The organism is Kluyvera sp. 142486 (genome assembly GCF_046569695.1).
Classification (GTDB): domain Bacteria; phylum Pseudomonadota; class Gammaproteobacteria; order Enterobacterales; family Enterobacteriaceae; genus Kluyvera.
Genome location: NZ_JBKHUI010000002.1, coordinates 150,575 through 165,704, shown reverse-complemented (window position 1 = coordinate 165,704; position 15,130 = coordinate 150,575). Strand labels below are relative to the sequence as shown.

At 52.1% G+C, this 15,130-nt stretch carries 13 protein-coding genes; 5 read left to right on the top strand and 8 right to left on the bottom strand.

The window, feature by feature from the left end; genetic code table 11:
- Positions 1-76: 76 nt before the first annotated feature.
- The 8 genes from ACLGE8_RS03035 to ACLGE8_RS03000 all read right to left on the bottom strand — a co-directional run bounded on the left by ACLGE8_RS03035 (position 77) and on the right by ACLGE8_RS03000 (position 7,902).
- Positions 77-232: a Hok/Gef family protein gene (locus ACLGE8_RS03035; protein ID WP_035894290.1), complete on the bottom strand. Its 156-nt coding sequence runs from the start codon at positions 230-232 to the stop codon at positions 77-79.
- A 310-nt stretch (positions 233-542) separates the two neighbouring features.
- Positions 543-1,430, bottom strand: coding sequence for a heme o synthase (gene cyoE, locus ACLGE8_RS03030; protein WP_333495160.1), 888 nt, complete (start codon positions 1,428-1,430; stop codon positions 543-545).
- A gap of 11 nt (positions 1,431-1,441) precedes the next feature.
- Complete coding sequence (locus ACLGE8_RS03025; protein ID WP_106927992.1) at positions 1,442-1,771, bottom strand: cytochrome o ubiquinol oxidase subunit IV; 330 nt, start codon at positions 1,769-1,771, stop codon at positions 1,442-1,444.
- Positions 1,771-2,382 (bottom strand): cytochrome o ubiquinol oxidase subunit III, encoded by a 612-nt coding sequence (locus ACLGE8_RS03020; RefSeq protein WP_035894295.1) that lies wholly within the window; start codon positions 2,380-2,382, stop codon positions 1,771-1,773. Before ACLGE8_RS03020 ends, ACLGE8_RS03025 begins: the two co-directional genes overlap by 1 nt.
- Complete coding sequence (gene cyoB / locus ACLGE8_RS03015) at positions 2,372-4,363, bottom strand: cytochrome o ubiquinol oxidase subunit I (RefSeq protein WP_410996327.1); 1,992 nt, start codon at positions 4,361-4,363, stop codon at positions 2,372-2,374. Before cyoB ends, ACLGE8_RS03020 begins: the two co-directional genes overlap by 11 nt.
- Before the next feature lie 19 nt (positions 4,364-4,382).
- On the bottom strand, positions 4,383-5,330 hold the full coding sequence (gene cyoA, locus ACLGE8_RS03010; RefSeq protein ID WP_368300393.1) for a cytochrome o ubiquinol oxidase subunit II: 948 nt from the start codon (positions 5,328-5,330) through the stop codon (positions 4,383-4,385).
- A gap of 472 nt (positions 5,331-5,802) precedes the next feature.
- Complete coding sequence (gene ampG, locus ACLGE8_RS03005; RefSeq protein WP_410996325.1) at positions 5,803-7,278, bottom strand: muropeptide MFS transporter AmpG; 1,476 nt, start codon at positions 7,276-7,278, stop codon at positions 5,803-5,805.
- A 45-nt stretch (positions 7,279-7,323) separates the two neighbouring features.
- Positions 7,324-7,902, bottom strand: coding sequence for a lipoprotein (locus ACLGE8_RS03000; RefSeq protein ID WP_185667149.1), 579 nt, complete (start codon positions 7,900-7,902; stop codon positions 7,324-7,326).
- A gap of 297 nt (positions 7,903-8,199) precedes the next feature.
- Here ACLGE8_RS03000 and bolA point away from each other — a divergent pair, with 297 nt between their 5' ends.
- From bolA to lon, 5 genes are all read left to right on the top strand, one after another.
- On the top strand, positions 8,200-8,517 hold the full coding sequence (gene bolA / locus ACLGE8_RS02995) for a transcriptional regulator BolA (protein WP_035894301.1): 318 nt from the start codon (positions 8,200-8,202) through the stop codon (positions 8,515-8,517).
- Between the two features lie 346 nt (positions 8,518-8,863).
- Positions 8,864-10,162, top strand: coding sequence for a trigger factor (tig, locus tag ACLGE8_RS02990; protein WP_185667148.1), 1,299 nt, complete (start codon positions 8,864-8,866; stop codon positions 10,160-10,162).
- Between the two features lie 240 nt (positions 10,163-10,402).
- Positions 10,403-11,026 (top strand): ATP-dependent Clp endopeptidase proteolytic subunit ClpP, encoded by a 624-nt coding sequence (clpP, locus tag ACLGE8_RS02985; protein ID WP_035894303.1) that lies wholly within the window; start codon positions 10,403-10,405, stop codon positions 11,024-11,026.
- Positions 11,027-11,160: 134 nt separating this feature from the next.
- Positions 11,161-12,435, top strand: a complete 1,275-nt coding sequence (gene clpX, locus ACLGE8_RS02980) for an ATP-dependent protease ATP-binding subunit ClpX (protein WP_220439719.1) — start codon at positions 11,161-11,163, stop codon at positions 12,433-12,435.
- 183 nt (positions 12,436-12,618) lie between these two features.
- Entirely contained in the window at positions 12,619-14,973 is a 2,355-nt protein-coding gene (gene lon / locus ACLGE8_RS02975) for an endopeptidase La (RefSeq protein ID WP_410996322.1), read from the top strand.
- The last annotated feature ends 157 nt before the right edge of the window (positions 14,974-15,130 follow it).

Here is a 15,130-nt window from a genome sequence, read left to right as displayed (position 1 = left end):
GGAAGATGAAAAATTGGGTGCGTTGAGAATACCTGGCAACATCAAGAGTGGCGGGGATGACTCCCCGCCGGGTCTCTTACTTAACAGATTCGTAGGCTGTGAAGACGGCGACCTCCGTATGCCCGCTGCGGATACGGACCGCGCAAAGATCTTTGCGTGTGACCAGTACCGACATCACGACGGTAATACAGAGGACTATCAGGGCAACAATCACTACCTTGTTCCGTTTCATAGGCTACTTCTCCTTGACCCGAAGGTCGGTAAGAGGCTAACCTAAAGTTGTTGTGCATTAGGGGCCTCAGATTAATGTTAAGCGTCTTGCCGGACGCTGAATGTTATCTGGGGCTTTTGTCTATCTGCCTTTCACATTATGCTCAAGACAAACAGTCTCAAGCACCCGCCGCGATTCTATACCTCTTCCCCTTGAATGAGCTGCCTAAACGCTGGCCTCGCCGCTATTTAGGAAAACATCAATATTGGGCAATTTTCTTCAGGCAATAAAAAACCCCGCCGAAGCGAGGTTTTTGTCAAACGGTGTCTCTTTACCAAACGTACGTCAGCAGGTTCTGAGAATTCGGCACCATAAAGTCGACGGACATCATCACGGAGAGCGCGGTAATGGCGATGATGGAGAAGCCGAACAGCTTGCGCGCCCAGACCTTATCATCTTCCACTTTGTAACCGCGCAGCGCCATGCCAAGCCACCAGACGCTCACCGCAGCGGCAACGACCAGGTATTTATACCCAGCGTAACCGCCCAGGGAGAGCATCAGCGTGGCCAGAGCAAATGCCACGATGTACAGCGTGATGTGGTTTTTCGCCACTGCGATGCCTTTCACCACCGGCAGAACCGGAATGTTCGCTGCCTGATAATCCTTGAAGCGGAAAATCGCGATAGCGTAAGAGTGAGGCATCTGCCACAGGCTGAAAATCGCCAGCAGAATCAGTGCGCCGCTGTCGAAATCACCGGTCACTGCGCAGTAGCCAATCACCGGCGGTGCAGCGCCGGAGAGTGAACCAATCAGCGTGCCGTAAACGGAGTGGCGCTTCATGTACAGGCTGTAAACGCCGACATAAACCACGAACCCCATTACCCCCAGCCAGCAGGCGAGGGGATTGGCGCCGAACCACAGCAGCATGAAGCCAGCGAGACCCAGCAAGGTGGCGTAGACCAGTGACGTTTTTGGCGCAATCAGTCCCTTAACCAGCACTCGGTTCTTCGTTCGCTCCATCTTACGGTCGATGTCACGATCGATGTAGTTGTTGAAAACACAACCCGAGGCGACCACCAGAGACACGCCGATCAAAGTCCAGGCGAACAGCGGATAGTCGATGTGACCTTTGGAGGCCAGCAGGAAACCGCCGATCACGGAGATCAGGTTGCCAAAAATGATGCCAGGCTTCGTTACTTGCAGGTATCGCTTAAACATACTCGCCGCTCTTAGTGAACCATCATGTTGTAGTTCAGGTTCCACATAATCCAGATGGAGCCTACCACCACGATGGCAATGATTATCACGGTAAAGACAAACGCGGTCAGGTTCCAGCCTTCGTCAGACTTGCTGTTCATGTGCAGGAAGTACACCAGGTGCACCACAATCTGCACAACAGCGGTTACCAGAATGGTACCCAGAATCGCCGCATGCGACGCGCTACCGGTCATCACCATCCAGAACGGGATCACCGTCAGGATGATGGACAGGATGAAACCTGTCATGTACGACTTCACGCTGCCGTGGGATGCGCCGCTGTGATCGTTAGAATGACTCATTACATTGCCCCCATCAGGTAAACAACGGAGAACACACAGATCCACACTACATCCAGGAAGTGCCAGAACAGGCTCAGGCACAGGATACGAGTACGGTTAGTGCTGGTCAGGCCGCGGCGGGAAATCTGCACCATCAGCACCGCCATCCAGATAAGACCGGAGGTAACGTGCAGACCGTGAGTCCCTACCAGTGCGAAGAACGCTGACAGGAAGCCGCTGCGATCCGGGCCCATACCTTCAACAATCAGGTGATGGAATTCATAGATTTCCATCGCGATGAACCCTGCGCCAAAGAGGAAGGTCAGGGCAAGCCAGGAAACAACCTGGCTCTTGTTGTTTTTGTACATGGCGATAGCCGCCATGCCGTAGGTGATGGAGCTGAACAGCAGCAGTGCGGTTTCAACCAGAACGAACGGCAGCTCGAAGATATCTTTACCCGCCGGGCCGCCAGCCGTGCCGTTCACCAGAACGGCATAGGTAGCGAACAGGGTGGCGAAGATGATGCAGTCGCTCATCAGGTAGATCCAGAAGCCGAAGATCTTCATCGGCCCTGTATCGTGGTGCCCGTGTTCGTGCGCGTGGGCGTTATGCGCCAGAGTATCAGTTGCCATTTTTCAGCCCTGCCTTAGAAATCTCATCGAAATGCTGATTTTCCAGTTTTTCGACTTCTGCAACCGGCACGTAGTAATCCACGTCCTCGTCAAAGCTTTTGATAATCCAGGTGATCACGATGCCTGCGAAGCTAGCAATCGCCAACCACCAGATATGCCAGATCATGGCGAAACCAAAGATGGTTGCGAAGGCGGCAATCACGATGCCCGCACCGCTGTTTTTCGGCATATGAATTTCTTCATAGTGAGCCGGCTGCTTGTACGCTTCACCTTTCTCTTTCATTTCCCAGAATGCATCGCGTTCGTGAATCTGCGGCACAATGGCAAAGTTGTAGAACGGAGGAGGGGAAGAGGTTGCCCACTCCAGCGTACGGCCGCCCCATGGGTCACCGGTCAGGTCACGGTTCTGCTCGCGGTCGCGAATAGAGACGTAGAACTGAATCAGCTGGCACAGGATACCGCAGGCAATCAGCGCAGCGCCGCATGCGGCAACAACCAGCATTGGGTGGAACTGCGGGTCAATCTGCTGGCTCAGGCGACGGGTCATACCCATAAAGCCCAGCACGTACAGCGGCATGAATGCGACGAAGAAGCCGATGATCCAGAACCAGAAAGCACGGATGCCCCAGGTTTCGTTCAGCGTGAAGCCGAAAGCTTTCGGCCACCAGTAGGTCAGGCCAGCGAAGCAACCAAAGACCACACCGCCGATGATAACGTTATGGAAGTGCGCAATCAGGAACAGGCTGTTGTGCAGCACGAAGTCCGCACCCGGCACCGCCAGCAGAACGCCGGTCATACCGCCGACCGAGAAGGTCACGATAAAGCCGATGGTCCACATCATCGCTGAGTTGAAGACGATACGGCCCTGATACATGGTGAACAGCCAGTTGAAGATCTTCACCCCGGTAGGGATGGCGATGATCATCGTGGTAATACCGAAGAAGGCGTTGACGTTCGCGCCCGCACCCATGGTGAAGAAGTGGTGCAGCCAAACGATGAACGACAGGATGGTAATACACACGGTCGCCCACACCAGTGAGGTGTAACCGAACAGGCGTTTACGTGAGAAGGTCGCTGCAACTTCAGAGAACACACCGAAGACAGGCAGTACCAGGATGTACACTTCCGGGTGACCCCAGGCCCAAATCAGGTTGATGTACATCATCATGTTGCCGCCCATATCGTTGGTAAAGAAATGGGTGCCCAGATAGCGATCCAGGGTCAGCAGCGCGATGGTAACCGTCAGAATTGGGAACGAGGCGATAATCAGGATGTTGGCGCACAGAGATGCCCAGGTAAATACCGGCATCTTGAACATCGTCATTCCTGGTGCACGCATCTTGATGATGGTCACGAAGAAGTTAATACCGGTCAGTGTGGTACCAATACCGGAGAGCTGCAGCGCCCAAATCCAGTAATCGACACCTACGCCCGGACTGTACTCAATTCCCGAGAGCGGCGGATAGGCCAGCCAACCAGTCTGAGCAAACTCACCAACGCCCAGGGACAGGTTAACCAGAACCACACCAACAACGGTGAACCAGAAGCTCAGGTTGTTCAGGAACGGGAACGCTACGTCGCGCGCACCGATCTGCAGTGGAACCACCAGGTTCATCAGACCGATAACGAACGGCATCGCCACGAAGAAGATCATGATAACGCCGTGGGCGGTAAAGATCTGGTCGTAGTGATGCGGCGGTAGGAACCCAGCTTCCCCGGCCGAGGCCAGAACCTGCTGGCTACGCATCATCACGGCATCGGCAAAGCCACGCAGCAGCATGACGATAGCAACGATGACATACATGATGCCAAGACGTTTGTGGTCGACGGAGGTCAGCCACTCGTTCCATAGATAGGACCACTTACCAAAGTAAGTGATGGCCGCCAGGAGAGCGAGTCCCCCGACGATAATGGCAGCCACCGTAACCACGATAATGGGTTCGTGGTAGGGCACTGCATCCAGTGTCAGTTTTCCGAACATCGTATTCTTCCTCGGCCCCTTAGTGAGCGGATTCCGCGTGGCTCATGTCCATGCCTTCCATTCCTTCGTGCGATGCGTGTTCGCCTTCAGGTTTGGTCATGTCCATGCTCTTGCCGTGATCCATGAATTTGCTGGTCACTGCTTTAAACAAATCTGGTTTCACGCTGGAGAAGTACTCCACCTTGTTATATTCGCTCGGTGCAGCCAATTTCTCGAAGGTGGCCATGTCATCCATGGTGTTCGGAGATTGTTTCGCTTTCGCGACCCACTGATCGAATGCGGCACGATCCGGCGTAGCAATGGCTTTGAACTTCATTCCAGAGAAGCCCTGGCCGCTATAACTCGCAGAGATACCGTCGTAGATACCTGCTTCGTTAGCGATCAGATGCAGGTTGGTCTGCATACCGGCCATCGCGTAAATCTGGCTACCCAGACGCGGGATAAAGAAGGAGTTCATCACGGAGTTAGAGGTCACTTTGAACTGCACCGGAACGTTCGCCGGGAAGGCGATTTCGTTAACGGTAGCAATGCCCTGCTCCGGATAGATGAAGAACCATTTCCAGTCCATGGAAACCACTTCGATAGTGATTGGTTTCTCATCATGAGCCAGCGGTTTGCTCGGTTCTAAAGCGTGAGTGGTTTTCCAGGTCAGTACGGCGAGGAAGATGATGATAAGAATAGGCACGGTCCAGACCACAGCTTCCACTTTATTGGAGTGTGACCAGTTAGGGCTATACTTCGCATCTTTATTGCTCGCACGATACTTCCAGGCGAAACCAACGGCCATTAAGACGGCGGGAATCACGACGATCATCATCAGGCCGAAAGCCGTCAGAATCAGCGAACGCTGCTCCAGTCCAATCTGTCCTTTGGGGTCAAGTAGCGCAGAATCACAACCACTGAGTAATACAGTGCTAGCGATTAATGACAACCATCCCAAGTTTTTATTGTATTTCCTGAGTCTCATGTAACGACCTCAATTCCACGGGGTGTTGGTGGCGTTTAAAGTGTGGGGTCATTTTACGGGAAGGTTACATTACTGTAAACATCATTGGTGCTCTGTCAGTTATGTGTTACCGGGTTCTGCCGCACCTGTCACAGATGTTGCTAAATATGTCTATTTTCCGAGCAGAAAGCCCATTTGACGGGCGTTATAACGAAAGGGGGTATGGGGAAGGGGTTAAGATGGCAATTGGTATAACCATTGCTAAAAATATACAAATAATTAACAATTAATCATCAAATAATGGACAATTCAAAAACGAAAAATTAATTGGTCTGGTGCTGAATCGGTTAAAGAAATAAAGCATATTTTAGACGTTCCAATAATTTCCAGAATTCTAAAGCGCACAAAAGCACAAATATTTTTTTTACATACGATGCAAAAGTTATTATTACGCTTCGTGATTACAACGTAGTCTTCACATTTTTCGCTTATTTTATCGGAACTGCGTTTTACGCAGGGCAAGGTAGTCCAGCAGACAGCCGTAAATGATGCCGATAAAAGCAATCACAACCCCTATCTCGAGTACGATTCCGGACCACTCAATGGCGGTGAGATTCAGAGCATTTACCAGCAGTATCACCAGCCAGATCCCAAGCAGTGCGGCACCCAGCATCAACAGACGGAGAGCGAATTTGTAGGCGCCCGTATAGCTATCACGCGGCATAAATTGCTCGGTTCTCTGAGTATATTCCAGGGTCTGACGGCAGATAAGCAGCAGCAGAATGCCCGGAACGGCGGCGATCACCGAGAAGAGATAGAACGTCGGCCAGCCGTGCGCTTCGACAAACCAGCCGGCAATTGGCCCAACGTAGACACGGCCGACGGCGGACAGCGCCGACAGTAGCGCAAACTGGGTGGCAGAAAACGATTTATTACACAACGTCATCAGCAATGCGACGAATGCTGCCGTACCCATGCCGCCGCACAGATTTTCAAAGAAGACCGCGGCCGCCATCGAATAAATATGCTTATCTGTGACCGAAAGCGCCCAGTAGCCGGCGTTCGATACGCCCTGCAAAATGCCAAAAATCAGCAACGCGCGGAACAACGTCAGGCGCTGCATTAATACTCCGCCGTACAGCGCCCCGATAATAGTGGCAAACAGGCCGAGGGTTTTATTCACCATCCCGACCTGGCCGGCATCAAACCCTACGCCACGGATCAGAAAGGTGGTGGTCAGGCTCATGGCGAAGGCGTCGCCGAGCTTATACATCACGATGAGCAGCAGAATTAGCCACGCGTTGTTACGGCCGAAGAAATCTTTGAGCGGTTGTACCACCGCTTGCTCAAGGCTTTTCGGAACCGGGATAACGTCGCTCGGTTCGGGGGCCAGCAGCGTGGCGATAATGCACGGCACCAGCAGTGCCGCCATCAGCCAGTACATACCCTGCCAGCCCAGCCATTTATCGGCCAGCCATAGCGCGAGACCGCCGGAAACCAGCATCCCAAGGCGATAGCCCAGCACGCTAATCGCCGCGCCTGCACCGCGCTCTTCCGCTGGAAGCACATCGGTTTTCCAGGCATCGAAAACGATATCCTGCGAGGCGGAACAGAAGGCGATGATGACCGCCAGCGCCGCCATCCAGCGCAACTGCGTGGAGGGCTCAAGGAAGCCCATCGCGGCAATGGCGATAAGCAGTAAACATTGGGTCGTCAACAGCCAGCCGCGACGACGCCCTAAAAACGGCGGCGTGTAACGGTCCATGACCGGTGACCAGAGAAACTTAAAGACGTATGCCTGGCCGACAAGCGAGAAAAAGCCGATGGTTTTCAGATCGATATTTTCGACCGTCATCCACGCCTGCATCGTCCCTGAGGTCAGGGCGAGCGGTAAGCCGGAAGCAAAGCCAAGAATCAGCAGAATGGCTGATTTCGGTTGCTGAAAAATGCGGAGATAGTGACCAGACATAGTGTTCTACGTTCAGACCCGGCCTAAGCCGGGTCTGTGACGGGATTAGCGAGCGTTCTGCTTGATGAAATCGTGGATAGAGGTGTCCTGTGCCATATCGGCGATGGTATCGCCCAGCACGCTATCAACGGTATCGGAAATGTTCTTGTTGGAAGCCTGGAATGCGCCTTCAACGGAGTAGTTAGAACGGTAGTTTTTAGTCATCTTATTACCGTTAGCAGCGGTCGCGATAATCGCGATGTCGGCTTTGGTAGAGATGTTGTAACGCACGTTACCCTGGGAAACGTCGGCGTACAGCTGATTAACGATAATCTGCAGGTTAACCGCACCGTTCGGGCCAATCATGTAGCCGCGCGCGGTCATCTGTTTTTCCAGCACTTCCTGCATCAGGAAACGCAGGTCGCGGGAAGCGGTCAGGGTAACCAACTGGTTGTTACGGGTGACTTTTGCCAGCGCCTGATCCTGACGCTGGTCAGCGCCGGTGATGCTAACGGTCACGCCCATAAGGCTTGGATCCTGTTGAGGCAGGGTGATTTTTGGCGACACTTCAACCGTGGTCGGAGGCGTTGCGCATCCAGCCAGCATAAACAGTGCTACCAGTGGGAAGAGGATTTTTTTTAACATATTAGGGGTCTCAAACGCATTGTTTACTGAAAATTCCCGCCATCATAACATCGCCATCGGTCAGGGGAAGTAGGCAATGCATGTAATTTCATCGTGTTGGTCTTTTTCTCCGCACCCGGACAATCTACGACGGGATTTCGGATGAGAAGCGATTGTAAAAGGCGTTAACTTCATCTACTTGACAAATAAAAGGGTGCGAAAGCTAATTTTTTGTTGCCTTCCTGTAATGGAATCAGTAAAAGCGGCTAACATTTAAAGGGATAGGCGGCACCTTAACGTTGTCGGAGGAGTAATATCATGATGATGCGTGAACAAATCGAAGAAAAACTGAGGGCAGCGTTTGAACCTGTTTTCCTGGAAGTTGTAGACGAAAGCTACCGCCACAACGTACCGGCCGGCTCTGAGAGCCACTTTAAAGTTGTGCTGGTAAGCGATAAGTTTACCGGGGAACGTTTTCTGAATCGTCATCGGATGATCTACGGAACGCTAACAGAGGAGTTTGCCTCCACCGTCCACGCGCTGGCATTGCATACTTATACGCGAAAAGAGTGGGAAGGTTTGCAAGATACCGTCATTACCTCACCGCCATGCCGCGGAGCGGGTACTATCGCGTAGAAAAGGCATTTGCAACACGGAACTTTTCCAGTATGTTGCGTACAGATTATGAGAAAACGGCCTGCGGGCCGTTTTGTTTTGTCTGAATTTTGAGCTATTTCGACAGCGTTCAGACAAAAATTAGCCGGGAATTGTGAAAAATGCCGCAGCAACGCGTGATAACCGTTCTCGACTCATAAAAGTGATGCCGCTATAATGCTGCGTCTTATTTTTCGGAATGTCTTCGGGATGATTCTGACGACAGGGAATGTGATTGATTACGAGAGCATCCCAGGTCCGCAACGCCAGCTTTTCGAGCTTGCGGAGTAGAGTTGACCGAGCACTGTGATTTTTTTGAGGTAACAAGATGCAAGTTTCAGTTGAAACCACTCAGGGCCTTGGCCGCCGTGTAACGATTACTATCGCTGCTGACAGCATCGAGACCGCTGTAAAAAGCGAGCTGGTCAACGTAGCGAAAAAAGTACGCATTGACGGTTTCCGTAAAGGTAAAGTACCGATGAATGTTGTTGCTCAGCGTTATGGCGCTTCCGTGCGTCAGGACGTTCTGGGTGACCTGATGAGCCGCAACTTCGTTGACGCGATCATCAAAGAGAAGATCAATCCAGCTGGTGCGCCTAACTATGTTCCAGGTGAATACAAGCTGGGTGAAGACTTCACCTACGCAGTAGAATTCGAAGTGTACCCAGAAGTTGAACTGCAGGGTCTGGACGCTATCGAAGTTGAAAAACCAGTGGTTGAAGTGACCGAAGCTGACGTTGACGGCATGCTGGACACTCTGCGTAAGCAGCAGGCAACCTGGAAAGACAAAGACGGCGTTGTTGACGCTGAAGACCGTGTTACCGTTGACTTCTCCGGCTCCGTAGACGGCGAAGAATTCGAAGGCGGCAAAGCGACTGATTTCGTACTGGCAATGGGCCAGGGTCGTATGATCCCAGGCTTTGAAGACGGTATCAAAGGTCACAAAGCAGGCGAAGAATTCGTTATCGACGTCACCTTCCCAGAAGAATACCACGCAGAAAACCTGAAAGGTAAAGCGGCTAAATTCGCGATTACCCTGAAGAAAGTTGAAGAGCGTGAACTGCCAGAACTGACTGCAGAATTCATCAAACGTTTCGGCGTTGAAGATGGTTCCGTTGAAGGCCTGCGCGCTGAAGTGCGTAAAAACATGGAACGCGAACTGAAAGGCGCAGTGCGTAACCGCGTTAAATCTCAGGCAATCGAAGGTCTGGTAAAAGCGAACGAAATCGACGTTCCTGCTGCCCTGATCGACAGCGAAATCGACGTTCTGCGTCGTCAGGCTGCACAGCGTTTCGGTGGCAACCAGCAGCAAGCGATGGAACTGCCTCGCGAACTGTTCGAAGAGCAGGCGAAACGCCGCGTAGTGGTTGGCCTGCTGCTGGGCGAAGTGATTCGTACCCACGAGCTGAAAGCTGACGAAGCACGCGTTGCTACCCTGATCGAAGAAATGGCTTCCGCCTACGAAGATCCGAAAGAAGTTATTGAATTCTACAGCAAAAACAAAGAGCTGATGGAAAACATGCGCAGTGTCGCTCTGGAAGAACAGGCTGTTGAAGCGGTTCTGGAAAAAGCGAAAGTGACTGAAAAAGCAACTTCCTTCAACGAACTGATGAACCAGCAGGCGTAATCTCGCTTCCCGGTTTACGGTTTTGAGAAAAACCCGTTGCCTTTTGGTGACGGGTTTTTTTATTGCAGTAATAACCAAAGCTTGCGTGATAAAACGGCTTTTCGGTGTTAGCGTATCAACAAAATATTGTTATGCTTGAAATAGGGTAAGATCGTACCCATTACTGAGGGAACGAATCACTCGCCGCATCTCTATAATTAGCAAGCTGTGGCTATTTTATTTATTATCCAGGAGACGGAAATGTCATACAGTGGCGAACGAGATAATTTTGCACCCCACATGGCCCTGGTGCCGATGGTCATTGAACAGACCTCACGTGGCGAACGTTCTTTTGATATCTACTCCCGTCTGCTTAAAGAGCGCGTAATCTTTCTGACCGGTCAGGTCGAAGACCACATGGCTAACCTGATTGTGGCGCAAATGCTGTTTCTGGAAGCGGAAAACCCGGAAAAAGACATTTATCTGTACATCAACTCCCCAGGCGGCGTGATTACAGCAGGGATGTCTATTTATGACACCATGCAGTTCATCAAGCCGGATGTCAGCACCATCTGTATGGGGCAAGCGGCATCGATGGGCGCGTTCCTGCTGACGGCAGGCGCAAAAGGTAAGCGCTTCTGCTTACCAAACTCCCGCGTAATGATTCACCAGCCGCTGGGCGGTTATCAGGGCCAGGCGACGGATATCGAAATCCACGCCCGTGAGATCCTGAAGGTGAAAGGACGCATGAATGAGCTTATGGCGCACCATACTGGCAAATCTCTGGAGCAGATTGAGAGCGACACTGAACGTGACCGCTTCCTGTCTGCTTCTGAAGCCGTCGAGTATGGCCTGGTTGACTCAATTTTGAGCCAACGTAACTAATGTCATGACGGCACGTGCCGCTGCACGGTATATAATACTAAGGGCGGCACAACGCTTGCGTAGCAGCTTGCGCTTAAGAATGGCATTTGCGTCGTCATATGCGGCACAAAGAACTTAAAAAGAGGTTTTGACTCATGACAGATAAACGCAAAGATGGCTCGGGCAAACTGTTGTACTGCTCTTTTTGCGGCAAAAGCCAGCACGAAGTGCGTAAGCTCATCGCCGGCCCATCCGTGTATATCTGCGACGAATGCGTCGACTTATGTAACGACATCATTCGCGAAGAGATTAAAGAAGTGGCGCCGCATCGTGAACGCAGTGCTCTGCCGACGCCACACGAAATTCGCCACCACTTAGATGACTACGTTATCGGGCAGGAACAGGCGAAAAAGGTGCTGGCCGTTGCGGTCTACAACCACTACAAACGTCTGCGTAACGGTGATACTAACAACGGCGTTGAGCTCGGCAAAAGTAACATTCTGCTGATTGGCCCAACCGGTTCCGGTAAAACCCTGCTGGCCGAAACGCTGGCACGCCTGCTGGACGTTCCGTTCACTATGGCCGATGCAACCACCCTGACCGAAGCAGGTTACGTGGGTGAAGACGTTGAAAACATTATTCAAAAGCTGCTGCAGAAGTGCGACTACGACGTACAGAAAGCACAGCGCGGTATTGTTTATATCGATGAAATCGACAAGATTTCTCGTAAGTCTGACAACCCGTCGATTACCCGTGACGTGTCCGGCGAAGGTGTACAGCAGGCACTGCTGAAGCTGATTGAAGGTACCGTGGCGGCCGTTCCGCCACAGGGTGGCCGTAAGCATCCGCAGCAAGAGTTCCTGCAGGTTGATACCTCGAAGATCCTCTTTATCTGCGGCGGCGCGTTTGCCGGTCTGGATAAAGTGATCGGCAACCGCGTTGAAACCGGTTCGGGTATTGGCTTTGGCGCAACGGTGAAATCCAAAACGGATAAAGCCAGCGAAGGCGAACTGCTGACTCAGGTTGAGCCAGAAGATCTGATCAAATTTGGTCTGATCCCTGAGTTCATCGGCCGTCTGCCGGTGGTTGCAACGCTGACTGAACTGAGCGAAGAAGCGCTGATTCAGATCCTCAAAGAGCCGAAAAACGCCCTGACTAAGCAGTATCAGGCGCTGTTTAACCTCGAAGGTGTGGATCTGGAATTCCGTGACGAAGCGCTGGACGCTATCGCCAAGAAAGCGATGGCGCGTAAAACCGGTGCTCGTGGTCTGCGTTCCATCGTAGAAGCCGCTCTGCTTGAAACCATGTACGATCTGCCTTCTATGGAAGACGTCGAGAAAGTGGTTATCGACGAGTCGGTGATTGCCGGTCAAAGCGAACCGCTGCTGATTTACGGCAAGCCGGAAGCGCAGCAGGCATCTGGCGAATAATTCACCAGATCATACAATCAGTTAATCAAAAAGGGGGGATTTTATCTCCCCTTTTATTTTTCCGTATTCATGGCGTTGAATGTGTGGAATACATCCCCATATACTGGTTACATGTTAATGGTTGTGTGAAGCACAGTCGCATGACCAGTTTACCTGGCGGACACTAAACTAAGAGAGAGCTCTATGAATCCTGAGCGTTCTGAACGCATTGAAATCCCCGTATTGCCGTTGCGCGATGTGGTGGTTTATCCGCACATGGTCATCCCCTTATTTGTAGGGCGGGAAAAATCTATCCGTTGTCTGGAAGCGGCCATGGATCATGATAAAAAAATCATGCTGGTCGCGCAGAAAGATGCTTCAACGGATGAGCCGGGTGTAAACGATCTTTTCACCGTCGGGACCGTGGCCTCTATTTTACAAATGCTGAAGCTGCCTGATGGTACGGTCAAAGTACTGGTCGAAGGGCTGCAGCGTGCGCGTATCTCTACGCTCTCTGATAACGGCGAACACTTCTCCGCGAAAGCAGAGTACCTGGAATCGCCGGCCATTGAAGAGCGCGAGCAGGAAGTACTGGTACGCACCGCAATCGGTCAGTTTGAAGGCTATATCAAGCTGAACAAGAAAATTCCACCAGAAGTGCTGACGTCGCTGAACAGTATCGACGACCCTGCACGTCTGGCGGATACCATCGCGGCCCACATGCCGCTGAAGCTGGCAGATAAACAGTCCGTGCTCGAGATGTCCGACATCAACGAGCGTCTGGAATATCTGATGGCGATGATGGAGTCAGAAATCGATCTGCTGCAGGTTGAGAAGCGCATTCGCAACCGCGTGAAAAAGCAGATGGAAAAATCTCAGCGCGAGTACTATCTGAACGAGCAAATGAAAGCCATTCAGAAAGAACTCGGCGAGATGGACGAAGTTCCTGACGAAAACGAAGCGTTGAAGCGTAAGATCGACGCGGCGAAAATGCCGAAAGAGGCGAAAGAGAAAACCGAAGCCGAACTGCAGAAGCTGAAAATGATGTCTCCGATGTCAGCTGAAGCGACCGTGGTTCGCGGTTATATCGACTGGATGGTGCAGGTGCCGTGGAATACGCGCAGCAAGGTCAAAAAAGACCTTCGCCAGGCGCAGGAAATTCTCGATACCGACCATTACGGCCTTGAGCGCGTCAAAGACCGCATTCTTGAGTATCTCGCGGTTCAAAGCCGTGTGAACAAGCTGAAAGGGCCAATCCTGTGCCTGGTAGGGCCTCCTGGCGTGGGTAAAACCTCTCTGGGGCAGTCCATTGCTCAAGCGACAGGACGTAAATACGTTCGTATGGCGCTGGGCGGCGTGCGTGACGAAGCGGAAATCCGCGGTCACCGTCGTACCTACATCGGCTCTATGCCGGGTAAACTGATCCAGAAAATGGCCAAAGTGGGCGTTAAAAACCCGCTGTTCCTGCTTGATGAAATCGACAAAATGTCTTCGGACATGCGCGGTGACCCGGCCTCTGCTCTGCTGGAAGTACTTGATCCAGAACAGAACGTAGCGTTCAGCGATCACTACCTGGAAGTGGATTACGATCTCAGCGACGTGATGTTCGTAGCGACCTCGAACTCCATGAACATTCCAGCGCCGCTGCTGGATCGTATGGAAGTGATCCGTCTGTCCGGTTATACCGAAGATGAGAAGCTGAACATTGCTAAACGTCACCTGCTTCCGAAGCAGATTGAACGTAATGCGCTGAAAAAAGGCGAGCTGACGGTTGATGACAGCGCGATTGTTGGCATCATTCGTTACTACACCCGTGAAGCGGGCGTCCGTAGCCTGGAACGTGAAATTTCGAAACTGTGCCGTAAAGCGGTTAAACAGCTGCTGCTGGATAAAGAGCTGAAGCACATCGATATTAACGGCGACAACCTGCACGATTATCTCGGTATTCAGCGCTTCGACTATGGTCGCGCGGATGAAGAAAACCGCGTTGGTCAGGTCACCGGCCTGGCGTGGACGGAAGTGGGCGGCGATCTGCTGACCATTGAAACCGCCTGCGTACCGGGTAAAGGCAAGCTGACCTACACCGGCTCTCTGGGTGAAGTGATGCAGGAGTCCATTCAGGCTGCGCTGACCGTGGTGCGTGCGCGTGCAGAAAAACTGGGTATCAACCCAGATTTCTACGAAAAACGCGACATTCACGTTCACGTACCGGAAGGGGCAACGCCGAAAGACGGTCCAAGTGCGGGTATCGCGATGTGCACTGCGTTGGTTTCCTGTCTGACCGGTAACCCGGTGCGCGCAGACGTGGCGATGACAGGGGAAATTACCCTGCGTGGCCTGGTTCTGCCAATCGGTGGTCTGAAGGAAAAACTGCTCGCGGCGCACCGCGGTGGTATTAAGACTGTTCTGATTCCTGATGAGAACAAACGCGATCTGGAAGAGATTCCGGACAACGTTCTGGCCGATCTGGAGATTCATCCGGTTAAGCGCATTGAGGAAGTTCTGACGCTGGCGCTGCAAAATGAGCCATCTGGCATGCAGGTTGTAAGCGCAAAATAGTGACCTCGCGCAAAGAGCGTTAATAAAAACAGGGCTGGCAAGCGTAAACTGACTTGCCAGCCTTTTTTTGTCTCGCTAATTTAGACGGCTGGCAGGTGTGTCGATGACGACGGGTGTTGTAAGGGCATGGGAGTCCTGATATAACTGCTCCGCGATT

What these genes read in the sequence shown, in the direction of transcription:
- ampG (WP_410996325.1), bottom strand. Translation starts at nt 7,278, where the DNA reads ATGTCTGGTCACTATCTCCGCATTTTTCAGCAACCGAAATCAGCCATT.
- cyoE (WP_333495160.1), bottom strand. Translation starts at nt 1,430, where the DNA reads ATGTTTAAGCGATACCTGCAAGTAACGAAGCCTGGCATCATTTTTGGC.
- ACLGE8_RS03035 (WP_035894290.1), bottom strand. Translation starts at nt 232, where the DNA reads ATGAAACGGAACAAGGTAGTGATTGTTGCCCTGATAGTCCTCTGTATT.
- cyoB (WP_410996327.1), bottom strand. Translation starts at nt 4,363, where the DNA reads ATGTTCGGAAAACTGACACTGGATGCAGTGCCCTACCACGAACCCATT.
- lon (WP_410996322.1), top strand. Translation starts at nt 12,619, where the DNA reads ATGAATCCTGAGCGTTCTGAACGCATTGAAATCCCCGTATTGCCGTTG.
- ACLGE8_RS03025 (WP_106927992.1), bottom strand. Translation starts at nt 1,771, where the DNA reads ATGAGTCATTCTAACGATCACAGCGGCGCATCCCACGGCAGCGTGAAG.
- clpP (WP_035894303.1), top strand. Translation starts at nt 10,403, where the DNA reads ATGTCATACAGTGGCGAACGAGATAATTTTGCACCCCACATGGCCCTG.
- clpX (WP_220439719.1), top strand. Translation starts at nt 11,161, where the DNA reads ATGACAGATAAACGCAAAGATGGCTCGGGCAAACTGTTGTACTGCTCT.
- cyoA (WP_368300393.1), bottom strand. Translation starts at nt 5,330, where the DNA reads ATGAGACTCAGGAAATACAATAAAAACTTGGGATGGTTGTCATTAATC.
- tig (WP_185667148.1), top strand. Translation starts at nt 8,864, where the DNA reads ATGCAAGTTTCAGTTGAAACCACTCAGGGCCTTGGCCGCCGTGTAACG.
- ACLGE8_RS03020 (WP_035894295.1), bottom strand. Translation starts at nt 2,382, where the DNA reads ATGGCAACTGATACTCTGGCGCATAACGCCCACGCGCACGAACACGGG.
- bolA (WP_035894301.1), top strand. Translation starts at nt 8,200, where the DNA reads ATGATGATGCGTGAACAAATCGAAGAAAAACTGAGGGCAGCGTTTGAA.
- ACLGE8_RS03000 (WP_185667149.1), bottom strand. Translation starts at nt 7,902, where the DNA reads ATGTTAAAAAAAATCCTCTTCCCACTGGTAGCACTGTTTATGCTGGCT.